At 58.7% G+C, this 14633-nt stretch carries 16 protein-coding genes; 10 read left to right on the forward strand and 6 right to left on the reverse strand.

Annotation, left to right across the window (positions count from 1 at the left end; genetic code table 11):
* Positions 1–103 precede the first annotated feature (103 nt).
* Together AC6FTP_RS14530 and AC6FTP_RS14535 are read right to left on the reverse strand one after the other, a co-directional pair.
* Complete coding sequence (locus tag AC6FTP_RS14530) at positions 104–1150, reverse strand: DUF3987 domain-containing protein (RefSeq protein WP_497207641.1); 1047 nt, start codon at positions 1148–1150, stop codon at positions 104–106.
* 176 nt (positions 1151–1326) lie between these two features.
* Positions 1327–1638 (reverse strand): hypothetical protein, encoded by a 312-nt coding sequence (locus AC6FTP_RS14535; protein ID WP_497207642.1) that lies wholly within the window; start codon positions 1636–1638, stop codon positions 1327–1329.
* A 196-nt stretch (positions 1639–1834) separates the two neighbouring features.
* On the opposite strand from AC6FTP_RS14535, the gene AC6FTP_RS14540 reads away from it, so the two are divergent.
* The gene (locus tag AC6FTP_RS14540; protein WP_497207643.1) at positions 1835–1999 is read left to right on the forward strand and encodes a hypothetical protein; all 165 of its coding nucleotides are present in this window, start codon (positions 1835–1837) and stop codon (positions 1997–1999) included.
* A gap of 125 nt (positions 2000–2124) precedes the next feature.
* Here AC6FTP_RS14540 and AC6FTP_RS14545 read toward each other — a convergent pair whose 3' ends face one another.
* Positions 2125–2550, reverse strand: a complete 426-nt coding sequence (locus AC6FTP_RS14545) for a type II secretion system protein (RefSeq protein WP_497207644.1) — start codon at positions 2548–2550, stop codon at positions 2125–2127.
* Positions 2551–2857: 307 nt separating this feature from the next.
* Between AC6FTP_RS14545 and hisB the strand changes: the two genes are divergently transcribed.
* The 4 genes from hisB to AC6FTP_RS14565 all read left to right on the forward strand — a co-directional run bounded on the left by hisB (position 2858) and on the right by AC6FTP_RS14565 (position 7222).
* Complete coding sequence (gene hisB, locus AC6FTP_RS14550) at positions 2858–3460, forward strand: imidazoleglycerol-phosphate dehydratase HisB (protein WP_497207645.1); 603 nt, start codon at positions 2858–2860, stop codon at positions 3458–3460.
* Positions 3461–3463: 3 nt separating this feature from the next.
* Positions 3464–4090 carry an imidazole glycerol phosphate synthase subunit HisH gene (gene hisH / locus AC6FTP_RS14555; protein WP_497207646.1) on the forward strand — a complete coding sequence of 209 codons (627 nt, stop codon included), beginning with the start codon at positions 3464–3466 and terminating at the stop codon, positions 4088–4090.
* Between the two features lie 303 nt (positions 4091–4393).
* Positions 4394–6238: a translational GTPase TypA gene (typA, locus tag AC6FTP_RS14560; protein ID WP_497207647.1), complete on the forward strand. Its 1845-nt coding sequence runs from the start codon at positions 4394–4396 to the stop codon at positions 6236–6238.
* 135 nt (positions 6239–6373) lie between these two features.
* Positions 6374–7222 (forward strand): class I SAM-dependent methyltransferase, encoded by an 849-nt coding sequence (locus AC6FTP_RS14565; protein ID WP_497207648.1) that lies wholly within the window; start codon positions 6374–6376, stop codon positions 7220–7222.
* Positions 7223–7327: 105 nt separating this feature from the next.
* Here the strand turns inward: AC6FTP_RS14565 and AC6FTP_RS14570 are convergent, their stop codons facing one another.
* Together AC6FTP_RS14570 and AC6FTP_RS14575 are read right to left on the reverse strand one after the other, a co-directional pair.
* Complete coding sequence (locus AC6FTP_RS14570; protein WP_497207649.1) at positions 7328–8485, reverse strand: hypothetical protein; 1158 nt, start codon at positions 8483–8485, stop codon at positions 7328–7330.
* Positions 8486–8642: 157 nt separating this feature from the next.
* Positions 8643–9041, reverse strand: coding sequence for a septal ring lytic transglycosylase RlpA family protein (locus AC6FTP_RS14575; RefSeq protein WP_497207650.1), 399 nt, complete (start codon positions 9039–9041; stop codon positions 8643–8645).
* Between the two features lie 131 nt (positions 9042–9172).
* Between AC6FTP_RS14575 and purU the strand changes: the two genes are divergently transcribed.
* From purU to AC6FTP_RS14600, 5 genes are read left to right on the forward strand one after another with little or no spacing between them, the layout of a single operon-like run.
* Positions 9173–10027 carry a formyltetrahydrofolate deformylase gene (gene purU / locus AC6FTP_RS14580; RefSeq protein WP_497207651.1) on the forward strand — a complete coding sequence of 285 codons (855 nt, stop codon included), beginning with the start codon at positions 9173–9175 and terminating at the stop codon, positions 10025–10027.
* A gap of 54 nt (positions 10028–10081) precedes the next feature.
* The gene (locus AC6FTP_RS14585) at positions 10082–11386 is read left to right on the forward strand and encodes a DUF58 domain-containing protein (RefSeq protein ID WP_497207652.1); all 1305 of its coding nucleotides are present in this window, start codon (positions 10082–10084) and stop codon (positions 11384–11386) included.
* A 54-nt stretch (positions 11387–11440) separates the two neighbouring features.
* Positions 11441–12076 carry a dihydroxyacetone kinase subunit DhaL gene (gene dhaL / locus AC6FTP_RS14590; RefSeq protein WP_497207653.1) on the forward strand — a complete coding sequence of 212 codons (636 nt, stop codon included), beginning with the start codon at positions 11441–11443 and terminating at the stop codon, positions 12074–12076.
* A 31-nt stretch (positions 12077–12107) separates the two neighbouring features.
* Complete coding sequence (locus AC6FTP_RS14595; protein WP_497207654.1) at positions 12108–12848, forward strand: RluA family pseudouridine synthase; 741 nt, start codon at positions 12108–12110, stop codon at positions 12846–12848.
* Positions 12849–12880: 32 nt separating this feature from the next.
* On the forward strand, positions 12881–14341 hold the full coding sequence (locus AC6FTP_RS14600) for a DUF1501 domain-containing protein (protein WP_497207655.1): 1461 nt from the start codon (positions 12881–12883) through the stop codon (positions 14339–14341).
* Here AC6FTP_RS14600 and AC6FTP_RS14605 read toward each other — a convergent pair whose 3' ends face one another.
* Complete coding sequence (locus AC6FTP_RS14605; protein ID WP_497207665.1) at positions 14342–14569, reverse strand: YpsA SLOG family protein; 228 nt, start codon at positions 14567–14569, stop codon at positions 14342–14344. It lies immediately after the preceding gene.
* Between the last annotated feature and the right edge of the window lie 64 nt (positions 14570–14633).

Below are 14633 nucleotides of genomic sequence, written 5' to 3' on the forward strand. Positions count from 1 at the left end.
ATGGCTGTTTGTGGCTGTTTGTGGTCGGTCAAGGTGTGCATATGGTAAAGCAGGTGGCCAAGTCTTTGATGGTGCACGTTTGCCGCCTGTTGGAGTTAGGGCGTCAGGATTTGAGATGTATGACCCTTGCCCCTCCCACTCCTCCGGCCTCGATCACTATTTTAGCGGAAAGTTCGGCAAGTGCTTTTTCGATCTCGGCCTTTGAGGTATTTCTGCCGAATAGTTCATGCACTCGGCTCATCGTCATCGGGCCGCTTTTAAGGGCTTCGAGAATCTTGGTAGCCTTGGGGCTGAGAAGGTTGTCGGCGAAGATGTGGACGGCGCTGGCTTCACAGTAGCGCCAGAGGGAAAGGGCGGCTTCTAAGTGTGGGCATGTGATGACGGGCGATTGATCCAGCAGGGCAAAGAGCAGGGCGAGGCGCATCACCTGGGCTTCACCTCGGGAAAGGATTTCCCCCAACTTGCCGGGTGGTTCCTTGCTCAAGTCGGCATACATGCGCGCCCACAAGTCCCGCGCTGCGGTGTCGCGCTCCATGCGCCCACGATCACGGGCGGCGATGATGGCGGCGTGAAGCTGTGCGAGGGGTTGACTCAAGTCTGGCACGGTGCCTCCCTCGGGCAGTAGTTTTTCCCGGTCGGCGAATATCCAGAGACAGCGGTTTGCCAGTCCATTGCTGATTTCCACGCTGGCAAGCAGGCGGTGAAGCTCTGGCAGGGTGATGTGGCCGATCATGCTGATATGCGCGCCATCGACATCAATAGGATCTTTCCTCCTGAGAACGGCAATGCGTGAACCATCCCAAGCCTGGCGGAGGATGACGGAGACGGTGTTCCCCTCGCGCTTCATGCACTGCAAAACCTGCCCAAACTCGCCTTCAATCAGCAGCAGTCGTTTATCCTCATCGTCTCGAAAGGCTTCGATGATGCCCTCTCCGGATACGACGCCAGATTTAACGCGAGTGGTAAGCCAGAGGTTATCCAGCTCGGAGAGCACGTTTTTCACCCGTGCCCAAGAGGTGCCCTTCCTGGCCTTTGCAGTGCGTCCGCAAATGACAGTAAAGAGATTCGGGTGATGTCTGGCACCATCCGTCACAAAGTAGGCTGCATTTCCGATCAGGCTCCCCACCCCAGCGAGGAGCTGGGCATACATGGCGGCGGGGTCTGCCTCGGTGACAGGCTCAAGGCGGCGGATGATCTCTCCGGCTGGCCCATAGAGAGCAGCGGCGGAGAGCCGGGGGCGTTGCTGCGGTGGAGACGAAAAGAACGAATTGCACGAAAAGTCTTCCTCTGTCGGCGGGGAGTTTTCGTTCTTTTCGTGCTTTTCGTTTACGGTGTGACCTTGATCAGTGCGCTTGTAGCCAGAGCGCTGGCGGAGTAGAGCGGGAAGCGCATGCGGCGATCCTGGTGCTTGATCTGAACGCCGTAGTGCGGCGACACTCCTCCAGAGGAACTTGTTGGCCGTTTGACTTTATCCAACCAGTAAAATTTGCTGGTTTTGGGGTGAAGAGCTTTCTTTCCGCTGTGCACTTGCTGTGCACTTTTGCGGTTCGCTGTTGTCTTTTCTTGATTGTTCATGTTCGCATCAACGTCGCTCGAATCCTTTATTTTACGGGCATTCAAGCGATCACAATCAAACATGAGCGAACTCGTTGAAACATCCATAGCAAAGACTGTAAATCTGCTGGCTTACGCCTACGCTGGTTCGAACCCAGCCCTACCCACCATTTTCATCCTGAGAAAGTTACGAAGAAAAGCCCAACTCTATGAGTTGGGCTTCTTTTTGCACCACTGCCACTTTTGAGGCTAAACAGCATTGTCGATGATGTATCGCACGATGTCAGAAACGCAGATTCCACGCTTGGTGGCGGATGACGGAGACGGTGTTCCCCTCGCGCTTCATGCGTTGCAAAACCTGCCCGAACTCGCTCTCGAACAGCCGCAGGCGCTTATCCTTGTCCTCATCCGCTCGAAAGGCCTCGATGATGCCCTCTCGAGATAGGTGGCGGCGCGTTCTCAAATTGAGAGCCTGGCGGCAGCACCGCTACCTCCGATGTGCGCCACGAAAAAACCCGCAGGAATTGCTTCCTGCGGGTCTTGATCAGACGGCTTTAAACCGTGAGAGGATTATGAACCAGGGGTGTAAACGACCTGATGGTTGTCGAAGTCGTAGCTGACATACTTGCCAGCGAGCTTGGCTTCATCGTCGTCGATGTTGCCAACGGTGAAGTTTTTGCCCTGGAAGGCGCCATCAGAAGGAGCCACGCCGGTTTCGGCGATCGCCACAACGGAGGTAACGGCGGTGCCGTCGCCAGCAGCCACGTCAGCCGTGAAGCCGAGCTGAGTAGCGGTCACGCCAGCGGCGATGGCAGCGTTCAGCACGGAAGCGACGGACTGAGCATTGCGCTTAGCGGAAGCGTCACGAGCGCTGTCATTGATGGAACCGATGTTCGGGATGGCGATAGCGGCGATGATGCCGATGATTGCGATCACGACGAGCATTTCAACAAGGCTGAAGCCAGCCTTAAGGGAGGTAACTTTGGTCTGTTTCATAGTATCTTGGTATGTTGGGCTGTTGGTATTTTGAGAGCCGACTCCAATTCCCAGATGGGAATCTTCGTTCGGTGTATGGTATTTATAGCCAGCATAAAAAACCCTTCTACTATTATTTTCATATTTTTCACAATTTTCTGACATCCGTTGCCACCCACTCAGAGAACGCGGGGGATTTCGCCACCATCTTCTTCGCCGAAATAGCGTCTTTCCGGCCTTAATATGAATGGCGTTGGGAGCCGACCATGATTTCAAAATCCCATCCCCACGTTGACCTCTATGGGCACTGCCTGTTTAATGAGCTTCCATGCAGACACCCCGCACCGCGAAACAGCACCGCAAGACGGCTGAGACCGATATCCAGATCGAACTGGCCGTCGATGGCTCCGGCATTTCACAGATCGACACTGGCGTTCCTTTCTTTGACCACATGCTCACTCTCTTCGCGAAGCATGGGCTCTTTGACCTAAAAGTGAAGGTCGTGGGCGACATCGAGGTGGATTACCACCACACGGTGGAGGACACCGGCATCGTGCTCGGGCAATGCTTCCGCGAGGCGCTGGGAAACAAGGCCGGCATCACTCGGTATGGTTTCTGGCTGCTGCCCATGGATGAAACTCTGGCCGAGGTAGCGCTCGACCTCAGCGGTCGGGCCTTCCTGAGCTACCACGCACCGGAGCGAGTGGAGGCTATTGGCGGGATTAACCGCTTCAGCTACCAGCTCGTGGAGGAGTTCCTCCGCGCCTTCTCATCCAGCCTGCTCGCCACGCTGCACGTGGAGATCAAACGCGGACGCGATGCGCACCACATGGCCGAAGCCATCTTCAAAGGTCTGGCCCGTGCGCTTGACATGGCGACGCGTCATGACCCTCGAGTGACCGGCATTCCCAGCACAAAGGAGGTCCTGTAATTCATGAACCTCGGAGTGCTCGACTACGGCGCTGGCAACCTACGCAGCGTCGTGAATGCCTTTGCCGCCATCGGTTATGAAGCCAAACTCGTCACCAAACCTGAGCAGTTCGGAGACATCGACGTCCTCGTCTTCCCAGGACAAGGCGCGTTTGGCGACAGCGTGCGTATTCTCAGGGAAACCGGACTCTGGGAGCCTCTACGCGCCTGGCTGAAGGCTGAAAAGCCCTACCTCGGCATCTGCCTCGGTTACCAGCTCCTCTTTGAATCCAGCGAGGAATGCCCCGGCCTCGAGGGTCTTGGCGTGGCACCGGGCCGTGTGAGAAAGTTCGATGCTTCCCACGGGCTGAAAATCCCGCACATGGGATGGAACAAAGTCGCCTGGGCCGAAGACAAGCCAGTCTGGTGGAAAGACATCCCCAATCCTGCTCACCTCTACTTCGTCCACAGTTACTACCCCGATGTGGCGGATGACTCCCTCGCGCTCTGTCGCACGGACTACGGCGTGCCTTTTGTCGCCGGGATTGCCAAAGCGAACCTCATGGCGGTGCAGTTCCACCCCGAAAAAAGTCAGGAGATCGGGCTCAAGCTGCTGAAGAATGCCGTCGAGCATCTTGCCACAACGCTGTAATCCTTGCCCGCCATGTCACGCCGCCGCCTCAGCCCACCGCTCATCCCTGGATTTTGGCTGATCGTGGTCTTCGTGCTCCTGGTTGGCTCCGTTGGAGGGTATTTCTACTTATTGGCTCGGCAGACCACCTTTGAGAGGCAGGCGGTAAGTTCGGAACCTTGATCAGGATTCCCTTCCGCAGTTCCGAACTGATTCAATGGATCAGAGCCGAGCCCGTTTTGCCTGACGAAACCCTCGTTTGCCAAAAGGGCCAAACCTGCTAGCCTCCGCGCCCCTTCCCCCTCCCCCCAGAAATAGAGACTCATGACGCCCCCCTCAAAGATTCGGAACATCGCCATCATCGCCCACGTTGACCATGGCAAAACCACCCTCGTGGACACCCTGCTCCGCGCCAGCGGCAACTTCCGCGAGAATCAGGCCATCGCAGAGCGTGCCATGGACAGCATGGATCTGGAAAAAGAGAAGGGCATCACCATCAAGGCCAAGAACACCTCCGTCCACTGGAACGGCTACATCATCAACATCGTCGATACTCCCGGCCATGCTGACTTCGGCGGCGAAGTGGAACGCGTGATGAAGATGGTCGATGGCGTCATGCTCGTCGTGGATGCCTATGAAGGCCCGCAGGCGCAGACCCGCTTCGTGTTGAAAAAGGCCATGCAGCAGGGCATCAAGCCCATCATCCTCATCAACAAGATGGACCGCCCGCACATCGAACCGGCGAAGGTGCATGACAAGGTGCTGGAGCTCCTCATGGAACTCGAAGCCACCGAAGAGCAGTTCAATGCTCCCTTCATCTACGGCAGCGCCCGCGCTGGCTGGGTCACCGACAAGCCCGATGGCGAGCAGAAGGACATGACCTTCATCCTCGAGCAGATCATCAAGCACATCCCCGAACCCAAGGCTGAACTTGAAGGCAGCTTCGAGATGCTCGTTTCGAACATCGACTGGGATAACTTCGTCGGTCGTGTCTCCATCGGCAAAGTCACCCGTGGCACCGTGAAGCTGGGCGACCGCGTTTTCCTCCTGGGCAAGACGCCCGAGGACAAACCCACGCCTTTCAAGGTCACTAAGGTCTTCCAATACACCACCCTTACCACCAGCGACTCCGTCGAAGGCGGCGCGGGAGACATCGTGGGCATCAGCGGCCTGGAGGACGTGGACATTGGGCAAACCATCGCCGGTGCGGCAGACGCGCCAGCTTTGCCCTTCGTCGCCATCGACCCGCCGACCATCGTCATGCAGTTCGCCGTGAATGACGGCCCGCTGGCTGGCCGCGAAGGCACACACGTCACCTCCCGCAAGATCCGTGACCGACTGGACCGAGAGCAGAAGATGAACGTCACCCTCTCCTTCAAAGACACCGAAACCGCCGGTATCTTCGATGTCAGCGCTCGTGGTGCCATGCAGATCGCCGTGCTCGTGGAGCAGATGCGCCGCGAAGGCTTCGAAGTCCTCGTCTCCCGCCCGATGGTCATCACCAAGAAGATCAACGACGTTACCTGTGAGCCGTTTGAAACTCTCTATCTCGACGTGCCGGATGACTTCCTCGGCCCGGTCATGAAGAGCATCTCCGAGCGCAAAGGCCGCATCGAAGACATGAATGCCCACAACGGCCGCACCACCGTGCAGGCCTACATCCCGACTCGTGGTCTGATCGGCTTTGAGTTCGAGCTCATGAATCTCACGAGCGGTCACGGCATTCACAGCCATCTCTTCCGCGAGTACGCCCCGCACGCCGGACACATGCAGACGCGCAGCACAGGCACGCTCGTCAGCACTGAAGGCGGCGAAGCCACCTCCTACGCGCTGGATACCATCCAGGTCCGCGGCAAGCTCTTCGTCACCTCCGGCGATCTCGTCTATGACGGCATGATCATCGGCGAAAACCCCCGCACCGACGACCTGCCCGTGAATCCCACACGTGCGAAGCAGCTCACGAACTTCCGTGCCGCAGGTGGTGACAAAGGCATCCAGCTCACCCCGCCCATGAAGTTCAGCCTCGAGCGCGCCATCGAGTACATCGCCCCCGATGAACTCGTGGAATGCACCCCGAAGAACCTCCGTCTCCGCAAGCGCACGCTGGACTCCAGCACCCGCCAGCGCGAGAAAAAGAAGATGGAAGCCGAGATCGAAGCCGCAGGCTGATCTCACTCATCGTCCTGAACGATCACCAACAGCTCGGAAATCCGTTTCCGAGCTGTTTCTGTGTAGGGGCACCACTCAAATTCTCCGTATTCGCCGCTGCACATCCGGGAATCTTGTGAGATACCAAACGCATTCATGACAAACGGTTACGAACTCCTCGACAGCGGCACTTTTCAGAAACTCGAGCGCTTCGGCTCTGTCGTGCTCTCGCGGCCCTGTGCTCAGGCTGTGTGGGCAAAAACTCTGCCCGATACCATCTGGCGTCAGGCCACCGCCACCTTTTTCCGTGAAGGTGGCAATCAATGGCGTGGACGGGACAATCTGCCTGACACCTGGGACATCGACGTCGATGGTACCCGCTTCAAGCTTAGCAGCACAGACTTCGGCCACCTCGGCATCTTTCCTGAGCAGCGGGACCAGTGGAAACGCATCCGCGAGGTCTGTGCCGCCTATTTAAAGAAGCACGGTCGCGCACCGCGCGTGCTGAATCTCTTCGCCTACTCCGGTGGCAGCACGCTGGCCGCCTCCCATGGCGGAGCGGAGGTCTGTCATGTCGATGCCAGCAAGGGCATGGTCGATTGGGCGCGCCAAAACGCCGCGCTGAATCGACTCGATGACAAACCCATCCGCTGGATCGTCGATGATGTGACGAAGTTCCTCGAACGCGAGCAACGCCGCGAGCGCCAGTATGACCTCATCATTCTGGACCCGCCGAGCTATGGTCGCGGTGCCAAAGGCGAGATTTTCAAGATCGAGAGCGACCTTCCTCCCCTGCTCTCCCTGCTCGGTAAGCTCATGTCGTCCGAGCCCCTCGGGCTTCTGCTATCCTGCCACACGCCTGAACTCACACCCATTTCCCTGCATCACCTGCTGCTCCAGCAGTTCGGCAAGAACGGCACACTCGATCACGGCGAGATGCAGCTTCGCGGCAAGTCTGAAGTTCTCCCTGTACCCAGCGGAAGCTTCTGCTGGTGGCTGACTTGATTTGTCTTAAACAGGCTGTGGACAACTGAGAAGAGCCTGAAATGAATTGGGCGACGGATTTTTCCGTCGCCCAGATGAAAAACTTATTTCAGCACTGATGCTTCACTAGTTACTCTGAGTTCCACCGCTGGCGGCAAATCCGGTTCCAGCATTAGAAAGCGAATTGCTCATGAAACTACCGGGACCCCCTGTCTGGCCAGCACCTGCATCACCGCCTTGGCCGGTTCCACCTTGCCCACCCTGTTGACCACCACTGAGAGGCCCACGACTACCACCACCAGGGCCGACACTGTAACCAGTGCTTCCAATGAATGGCCCAGAGACTGAGAAGGCAGGCGGGTTGAAATCCGGCTCCCAGCGCAGAGCTACATAGCGAGCTTTGACGACTGATTTGGGTTTAACCTTGATTGAGCCAGACCCCGACGTTTCTTCACCCGATGCCACAGGCTCCGCAGTGTCGAAGATAGTCGAGTCAAAGGCGAGGCGACCACGCCAGTCTTCTTTCTCCGGAAGTGACTCAAATGCATAAATGCTCAAGCGCACAGGGCGAGGAGAATGCACCGAACCAAATTCCGACAATGAACGCACTTGGCCGAGGTCATAAACGGCTGTGCGGTATTTCTCATCAGACTCAGGGAATTCGATTTGATTGTAAACCACCGCATCATTGCGGTCTCCATAGCTCTCGGGATTCACATAGATGAGGCGACCACCACCCAGGCCAGAGGCAAGGTTGATAGCAGGCGCATTATTGTCAGGGGACTCCGTAAGTTTGAAATCAGATTCAGAATAGGCACCAAAAGCTTGAAAGCTGCGGATGGTGCCGCCACGGACAAGTTCGAATTCAAGACGCAAGTAACGGCCAGCAGAGCGGCTCATGTTCAGGACGACATTGCGATCAGCCGGGGAAAAAACTGTGCTGGTGGCGGCATTCCATGCCTTGCCATCCGCACTCAATGACGCACTGACTTTACCTTCTAATCCATCACTGACGAAGGTCGCTTTCTCGACATAAGACTGAATCGAGAATTTGAGGATGGCTTCACTTTTGCCCGCCACAATGTTGATCGCTTTGAGGGGATCACCCACGGTCAACCCGCTGGCAGGGCTGAGTCCGTTGGAACTCGCAACCGAAGTCCCAGCCACGGAGAGAGACATGTTCACTGGCTTATTATCAACGCCCGGAATCCTGCTCCACTTGGCAATAGAGACAGTGAGGAGGCAAGCGCTTGCCAGCAATACATAGATCGGGGCTTTGTTCATGAGTGGTGTGGTTGAGAGCTCGGAAGTGGAAAATAACGCGAAGCAAAGTCGCATTCTGCTATAATTCATTGAGTTGAACCATACTGGCATGACCATGTAAAGACTTTTTTATGTGCCGACTTCGGGAGATATCCAAGCGTTTCAGATTCAAACTCTTTCATTCCAGTCGCTCCAGTTTGACCCTCGCCAGACCTTGCCTGGAATTTAGCCCAATGGCGGTTGCTGCCGCCGGGGTCAGATCGATGATCCGTCCTCGTGTATGTGGCCCCCGGTCATTGACGCGCACGATGACTTTCCGCCCGGTTCCTAGATGAGTCACTCTCACCCGGGTTCCCATTGGCCAGGAACGATGGGCTGCGGTCAAAGCCGAGGCTCGGAATGGTTCCCCGCTCGCCGTTCGACGATCCCGGTAGTAGGATGCCATTCCGTGCTGTGTCTGGACGACCTCCAAATTGGGCTCAGGCGTCGCCTCGGGGAATGCCCTCGGCTTTACTTGGCAGGAAACCAGGAGACCGGACAAAAGCACAAGACCTAAAACGCGCTGAAAGAAGGGCATTCAGCGATTCCAACATTCTGGAGATCGCCTGACAACCCTCTTTTTCATCCTCCCTCGTCGGTTTCACACGACACTCCTTCTCCCTTGTCTCCAGGCATGTCCTCTCCCATGCTCCAATCCGCTTATTCCTCATGCCCGACACCGCCACGCTTCTTATCCATTGTCCCGACCGCCCAGGTTTGGTCCATGATGTCACGGGATTCATCTTCTCCCATCGAGGAAACATCATCGACCTCCAGCAGCACATCGATCCCGATCAGGACGCCTTTTTCATGCGCCTCGAGTGGAGTCTGGAGAACTTCACCCTGGAGAAAGAGGAGATCCTCTCCCGTCTCCAGCCCATGGCTCGGCGTCATGAAATGCAGATGCGCCTCCACTTCGCCAGCCAGCGTAAGCGCATCGCCCTTTTCGTGACCAAGGAAAATCACTGTCTCTACGACCTCCTCGCCCGCCACGAGGCTGGCGACCTGCCGGTGGACATCCCCCTCATCGTGGCCAACCACGACACCCTCCGCCCTGCGGCAGAACGCTTCGGCATCCCCTTCCACCACTTCCCGATCACCAAGGAAAACAAGCTGGAGCAGGAGGCCGCCCAGATCGAACTGCTCAAAAAGGAGCGCATCGACACGGTCGTGCTCGCCCGCTACATGCAGATCATCAGCCCGGCCATGATCGCTACGTTTCCCAATCAGATCCTCAACATCCACCACAGCTTCCTGCCGGCCTTCGTAGGGGCAAAGCCCTACCATCAAGCCCACGCGCGTGGAGTCAAAATCATCGGGGCCACCAGCCACTACGTCACCGCCGACCTCGATGAAGGTCCCATTATCCACCAGGATGTCATGCGCGTGAGCCATGAAGACACCGTCCAGGATCTCGTCCGCCTCGGGCGCGATCTGGAAAAGACCGTCCTCGCCAAGGCCCTCTGGTGGCACGCTCGGGATCAGGTGCTCGTTTATCGAAACAAGACCGTCGTCTTCGATTGAGCCGACGCAGTTTGGGCTCGCCAAGTCACCGGTTTTCCCTCTTCCTCTCTTTCAGTGCGCCCCACCTCTCTCACCCTCCGACTCGTCGTCGTCTGGACCTTGCTCGGTCTTGCCGCGTCGATTTGGTCCCAGTTGCAGGTGCTTTGGATCATCGCAGGCACCGCCTTCCTCCTCGCTGCACTCATCGACTGGCTTACGCTGCCAAAGGCGGATCGACTGGCACTCACCCGCACCCTTCCCGGTCGTTTTGCCCTCGGGGTGAAAGACCTCGTCACCCTCTCTCTCCGCCACACTTTGGCGCGGCCCCTGCACGTCACCGTCCACGATGGCCTGCCCGCCGAAGCCGAAGCTATCGGCCTGCCCTGGACACTCACCCTCCCTCCCGGCGAACCCGTGGAACTCTCCTACGAGGCGCATTTCACCCGCCGCGGCCAGCATACCTTTGCCCCGGCCCATGTACTCGTCAGGTCCAGTTTCGGCCTCTGGCATCGGCTTTACCGCCCTGGTTCGCCGAGTGAAACACGCTGCTACCCGAACTACGAGCCCATCGTCCGCTACACCCTGCTCGCCACCGCCAACCGAGAAGAGCAGATGGGCATCATCAAACGCCGCCGCCGGGGTGCCACGCTCGATTTCCACCAGCTCCGCGACTATCAGGACGGCGACGTGCTCTCGAAAGTCGATTGGAAGGCCACCGCCCGCCGACAGGCACTCATCAGCCGCGAATTCGAAGAGCAGCGCGACCAGAGCGTCCTCCTCGTCCCCGACTGCGGCCGCCGAATGCGCGCCATGGATGGCGAGCTCAGCCAGTTCGACCACTGCCTCAATGCCATGCTCCTCATCTCCTACATCGCCCTCCGCCAGGGCGATGAAGTCGGAGTCGCCGGATTCGGCGGTATCCAGCGCTGGCTGAAGCCCGTCAAAGGCCTGCCAGCCATGCCGCGCCTGCTGAATCACCTCTACGATTACGAAGCAACCACTGAGCCCAGCGACTTCATCGAGGCCGCCGAGCGCGTCATGGCCCTCCAGCGCCGCCGCGCCCTCATCATCCTGCTCACGAATCTCCGCACTGAGGACACCAGCCACCTCAGCAAAGCCGTCCATCTTCTGCAAAAGCGACACATCGTCCTCGTCGCCACCCTGCGCGAAGCCGAGATGGAAACCCGCGCCGCCCGTCCCATCGCCAATATCCAGGACGCCCTCAGCTACGGCGCGCTCAGTCATTACGAAAGCCAGCGCGCCCAGGTCCTCCGCACGCTGGAGGCCCGCCACATTCCCACCGTGGACGAGACCGCCCAGCACCTCCCCATCGCCCTCGCCAACCGTTATCTCGACCTCAAAGCCAGCGGCAGGATTTGACCCGCGTGTCTCCGTCCTTGACGCCTGCCCACAAACCTTCACCATCCGCCCGCCATGCCGAAAACCAGCCTCTCCCCCGCCGAAGTCAAAGCCATGCTCATCCTCGCCTGCGATCGTATCATCGCCGCCGAGCCCCAGCTCTCCGAAGCCGACCGCAATCTCGGTGATGGCGACCACGGCCTCGGCATGCAGCGCGGCATGACCGCCGCCAAAGAAGGTCTCGAAGCAGGTGATGTCGAATCCGTCGAGAAAGCCTTCGTCATCGTCGGCACCAAAATGATGAGCAGCATGGGCGGTGCCTCAGGAGCCATCTTCGGTACCTTCTTCCGCAATGGCGGCAAAGCCCTCGCTGGCAAAGACAGCCTCGACTCCGCTGGTCTCGCCGCCTTTCTCCAAGCCGGAGTCGATGGCGTGAAGCAGCGCGGTGGAGCCGCCGTTGGCGACAAAACCGTCGTCGATGCCATGCAGCCCGCCGCTGAAAAAGCCGCCGAAGTCGCCGTGCAATCCCTCCCCGAAGTCATCGCCGCCGTTAATACCGCCGCACTCGATGGACTCGAAGCCAGCAAGGCCATGGTCGCCAAGTTTGGCCGTGCCAAAACCCTCGGCGACGCCTGCATCGGTTTCCCCGACGCCGGAGCCATGTCCGTCACCGTCATCATCGGTGCCTTCGCCGACTACATCGCGGCTTGAGTCATCTGAGGCTGGCTAAACTTCGCCGCCCATGCCCGACGCAGCACCGTTGATCACCCAATGTCCGATCCTTCACCGGGATCGTTTCATCATCGTGATCAACAAGCCCGCAGGCGTACTCTCGCACCCGAACTCCGCGCGCCTCGATCCCAAAAATCGCGCCGCCTTCGAGGGCAAGTATGACCTCGACCGCCGATGCTTCGAGGGGCCTGCGGGCAAGGTCTGGCTCATCCATCGTCTCGATCAGGATACCTCCGGTGCCTTGCTCGCCGCTCTGGATGAAAAGACCGCCGAGCGCTGCCGTGCCTTGTTTGAAGAAGACGCCATCCAAAAGCATTACCTCGCCCTCGTGCGTGGTTCATTGCCGCCGAAAGGCATCTGGCTGGATCACCTCGGCACCGCGCGCGCCGGTGGCAGCGTGCGCACGCAAGTCATCAAAAGCCGCCCGCCCAATGCCGAACTACGCTACGAGGTCAAAGCCCACCATGCCCAAGAACGACTCAGCCTGCTAGACATCCATCTCATCACCGGCAAGACCCATCAAATCCGCGTCCAGGCCACCTCCCGCCAGCATCCGCTCGCGGGCGACGATGTGTATGGCGACTTCTCGATGAACAAACGCCTGCGTCAGTCGCTCGGCCTAAAGCGTCTCGCCCTCCACGCCCATCGCCTGGAGTTCAAGCACCCCGCCTCCGGTTTGAAGACCATGATCGAAGCGCCTCTGCCCGAGGATCTGACTGGCGTGTTCAGTGCTCTCGGCTTTGCCTGCTAACTCGCAGGCGTCTCCGACGTATTAGCCTGCCCATGAATCCCCTCCTCGATTTCCATCTTCAGCAGACGCGCCGTCAGTTCTTCGGCCAGACCGGTTTGCGTGCGGGGAGCATCGCTTTGGCATCCATGATGGGGCTTGATCTTGCTCACGGAGCCGTAGCGCAGGTGCATCCGCCGCTGCCTGGCTTACCTCACTTTGCGCCGAAGGCGAAACGTCTGATCTACCTGCACATGAACGGCGCGCCCTCGCAGCTCGATCTGTGGGATCACAAGCCGGGATTGCAGGCCTTTTTTGACAAAGACCTGCCGGAGAGTGTGCGCAACGGCCAGCGCATCACCACCATGACCAGCGGCCAGTCGCGGCTGCCCGTCGCGCCGTCGATGTTCAAGTTTCAGCAGTATGGACAGAGCGGCATGTGGGCCAGCGAACTGCTGAAGCACACGTCCAAAATCGTCGATGACATCGCGCTCATGCGCACCGTCCACACCAGCGCCATCAATCACGATCCCGCCTGCACCTTCGTCATGACCGGCAGCGAGGTGCCGGGCAAGGCCAGCCTTGGTTCATGGCTCGCGTATGGCCTCGGTAGCGAGAGCAATGACCTGCCCAGCTTCGTCGTCTTCACGCCCACCTTCCCTGCCGCCAGCCAGGCGCAGGCCCTCTTCACGCGCATGTGGAGCAGCGGTTTCTTATCGAGCAAATACACTGGCGTGGCCTTGCGCGGCCAGGGTGATCCCGTGCTCTACGTGAAGAACCCGCCTGGCGTTGATCCCAGTGATCGCCGCACGATGCTGAACGCGCTGAGCAAGCTCAACGAGATCAACCACGCACGCATCGGCGATCCCGAAATCCAGACACGCATCGCCAATTACGAGATGGCCTTCCGCATGCAGACCAGCGTGCCGGAGCTCACTGATCTCAGCAAGGAAAGCAAAGCCACGCTGGACATGTACGGCCCCGATGTGAACCGCGCCGGCAGCTTCACTCACAGCGCCATCATGGCCCGACGACTCATCGAGCGCGGCACCCGCGTCGTGCAGATCCTGCATCGCGGCTGGGATCAGCATAACAACCTGCCAAAGCTCCTGCGCGGCCAGATGGAAGACACCGACCAAGCCACCGCTGCCCTCGTCATGGACCTCAAACAGCGCGGCCTACTTAATGACACGCTCGTCGTCTGGGGCGGCGAGTTCGGCCGCACCGTCTATTCCCAGGGCACACTAACCAAAGACAACTACGGGCGCGATCATCACCCGCGTAACTTCTGCATGTGGATGGCCGGAGCCGGAGTCAAAGGCGGCACCACCTACGGCGAGACCGACGACTTCAGCTACAACATCGCCAAAGACCCCGTCCACATCAACGACCTGAACGCCACGATCCTCCAGCTCATGGGGATCGACCACACCCGCTTCAGCTTCAAGTTCCAGGGCCTCGACCAGCGCCTCACCGGCGTCGAGGAGCACCATCCAGTAAAGGGCATCCTGGCTTGATCAAAGGGACGCGGCATTCATGACCGACACGATCGTTTTCTCGATCACCACACGCACATAAACATAGGCTTCAGGACACTTGCTCGCTCGCGGTCCCGCCACATTCAGACGGCTGACGCTGCCCTTTTGGATAAACTCGATCACCAGTTCCGCCGCCCGCTCCTGAATGATCTCAGCCCCATCAATCAGCTTGTAGGGTCGAAGAAGTTTGCTGCAACGAATCTCGATCCAGAAGTGGAGCGGGTGAAGTCAGTGAGCAGAACAAAGCTGCGTCAGCAGCCGAGCGAGCCGC

This window comes from Prosthecobacter sp. (assembly GCF_044378005.1).
Lineage (GTDB): Bacteria > Verrucomicrobiota > Verrucomicrobiia > Verrucomicrobiales > Verrucomicrobiaceae > Prosthecobacter.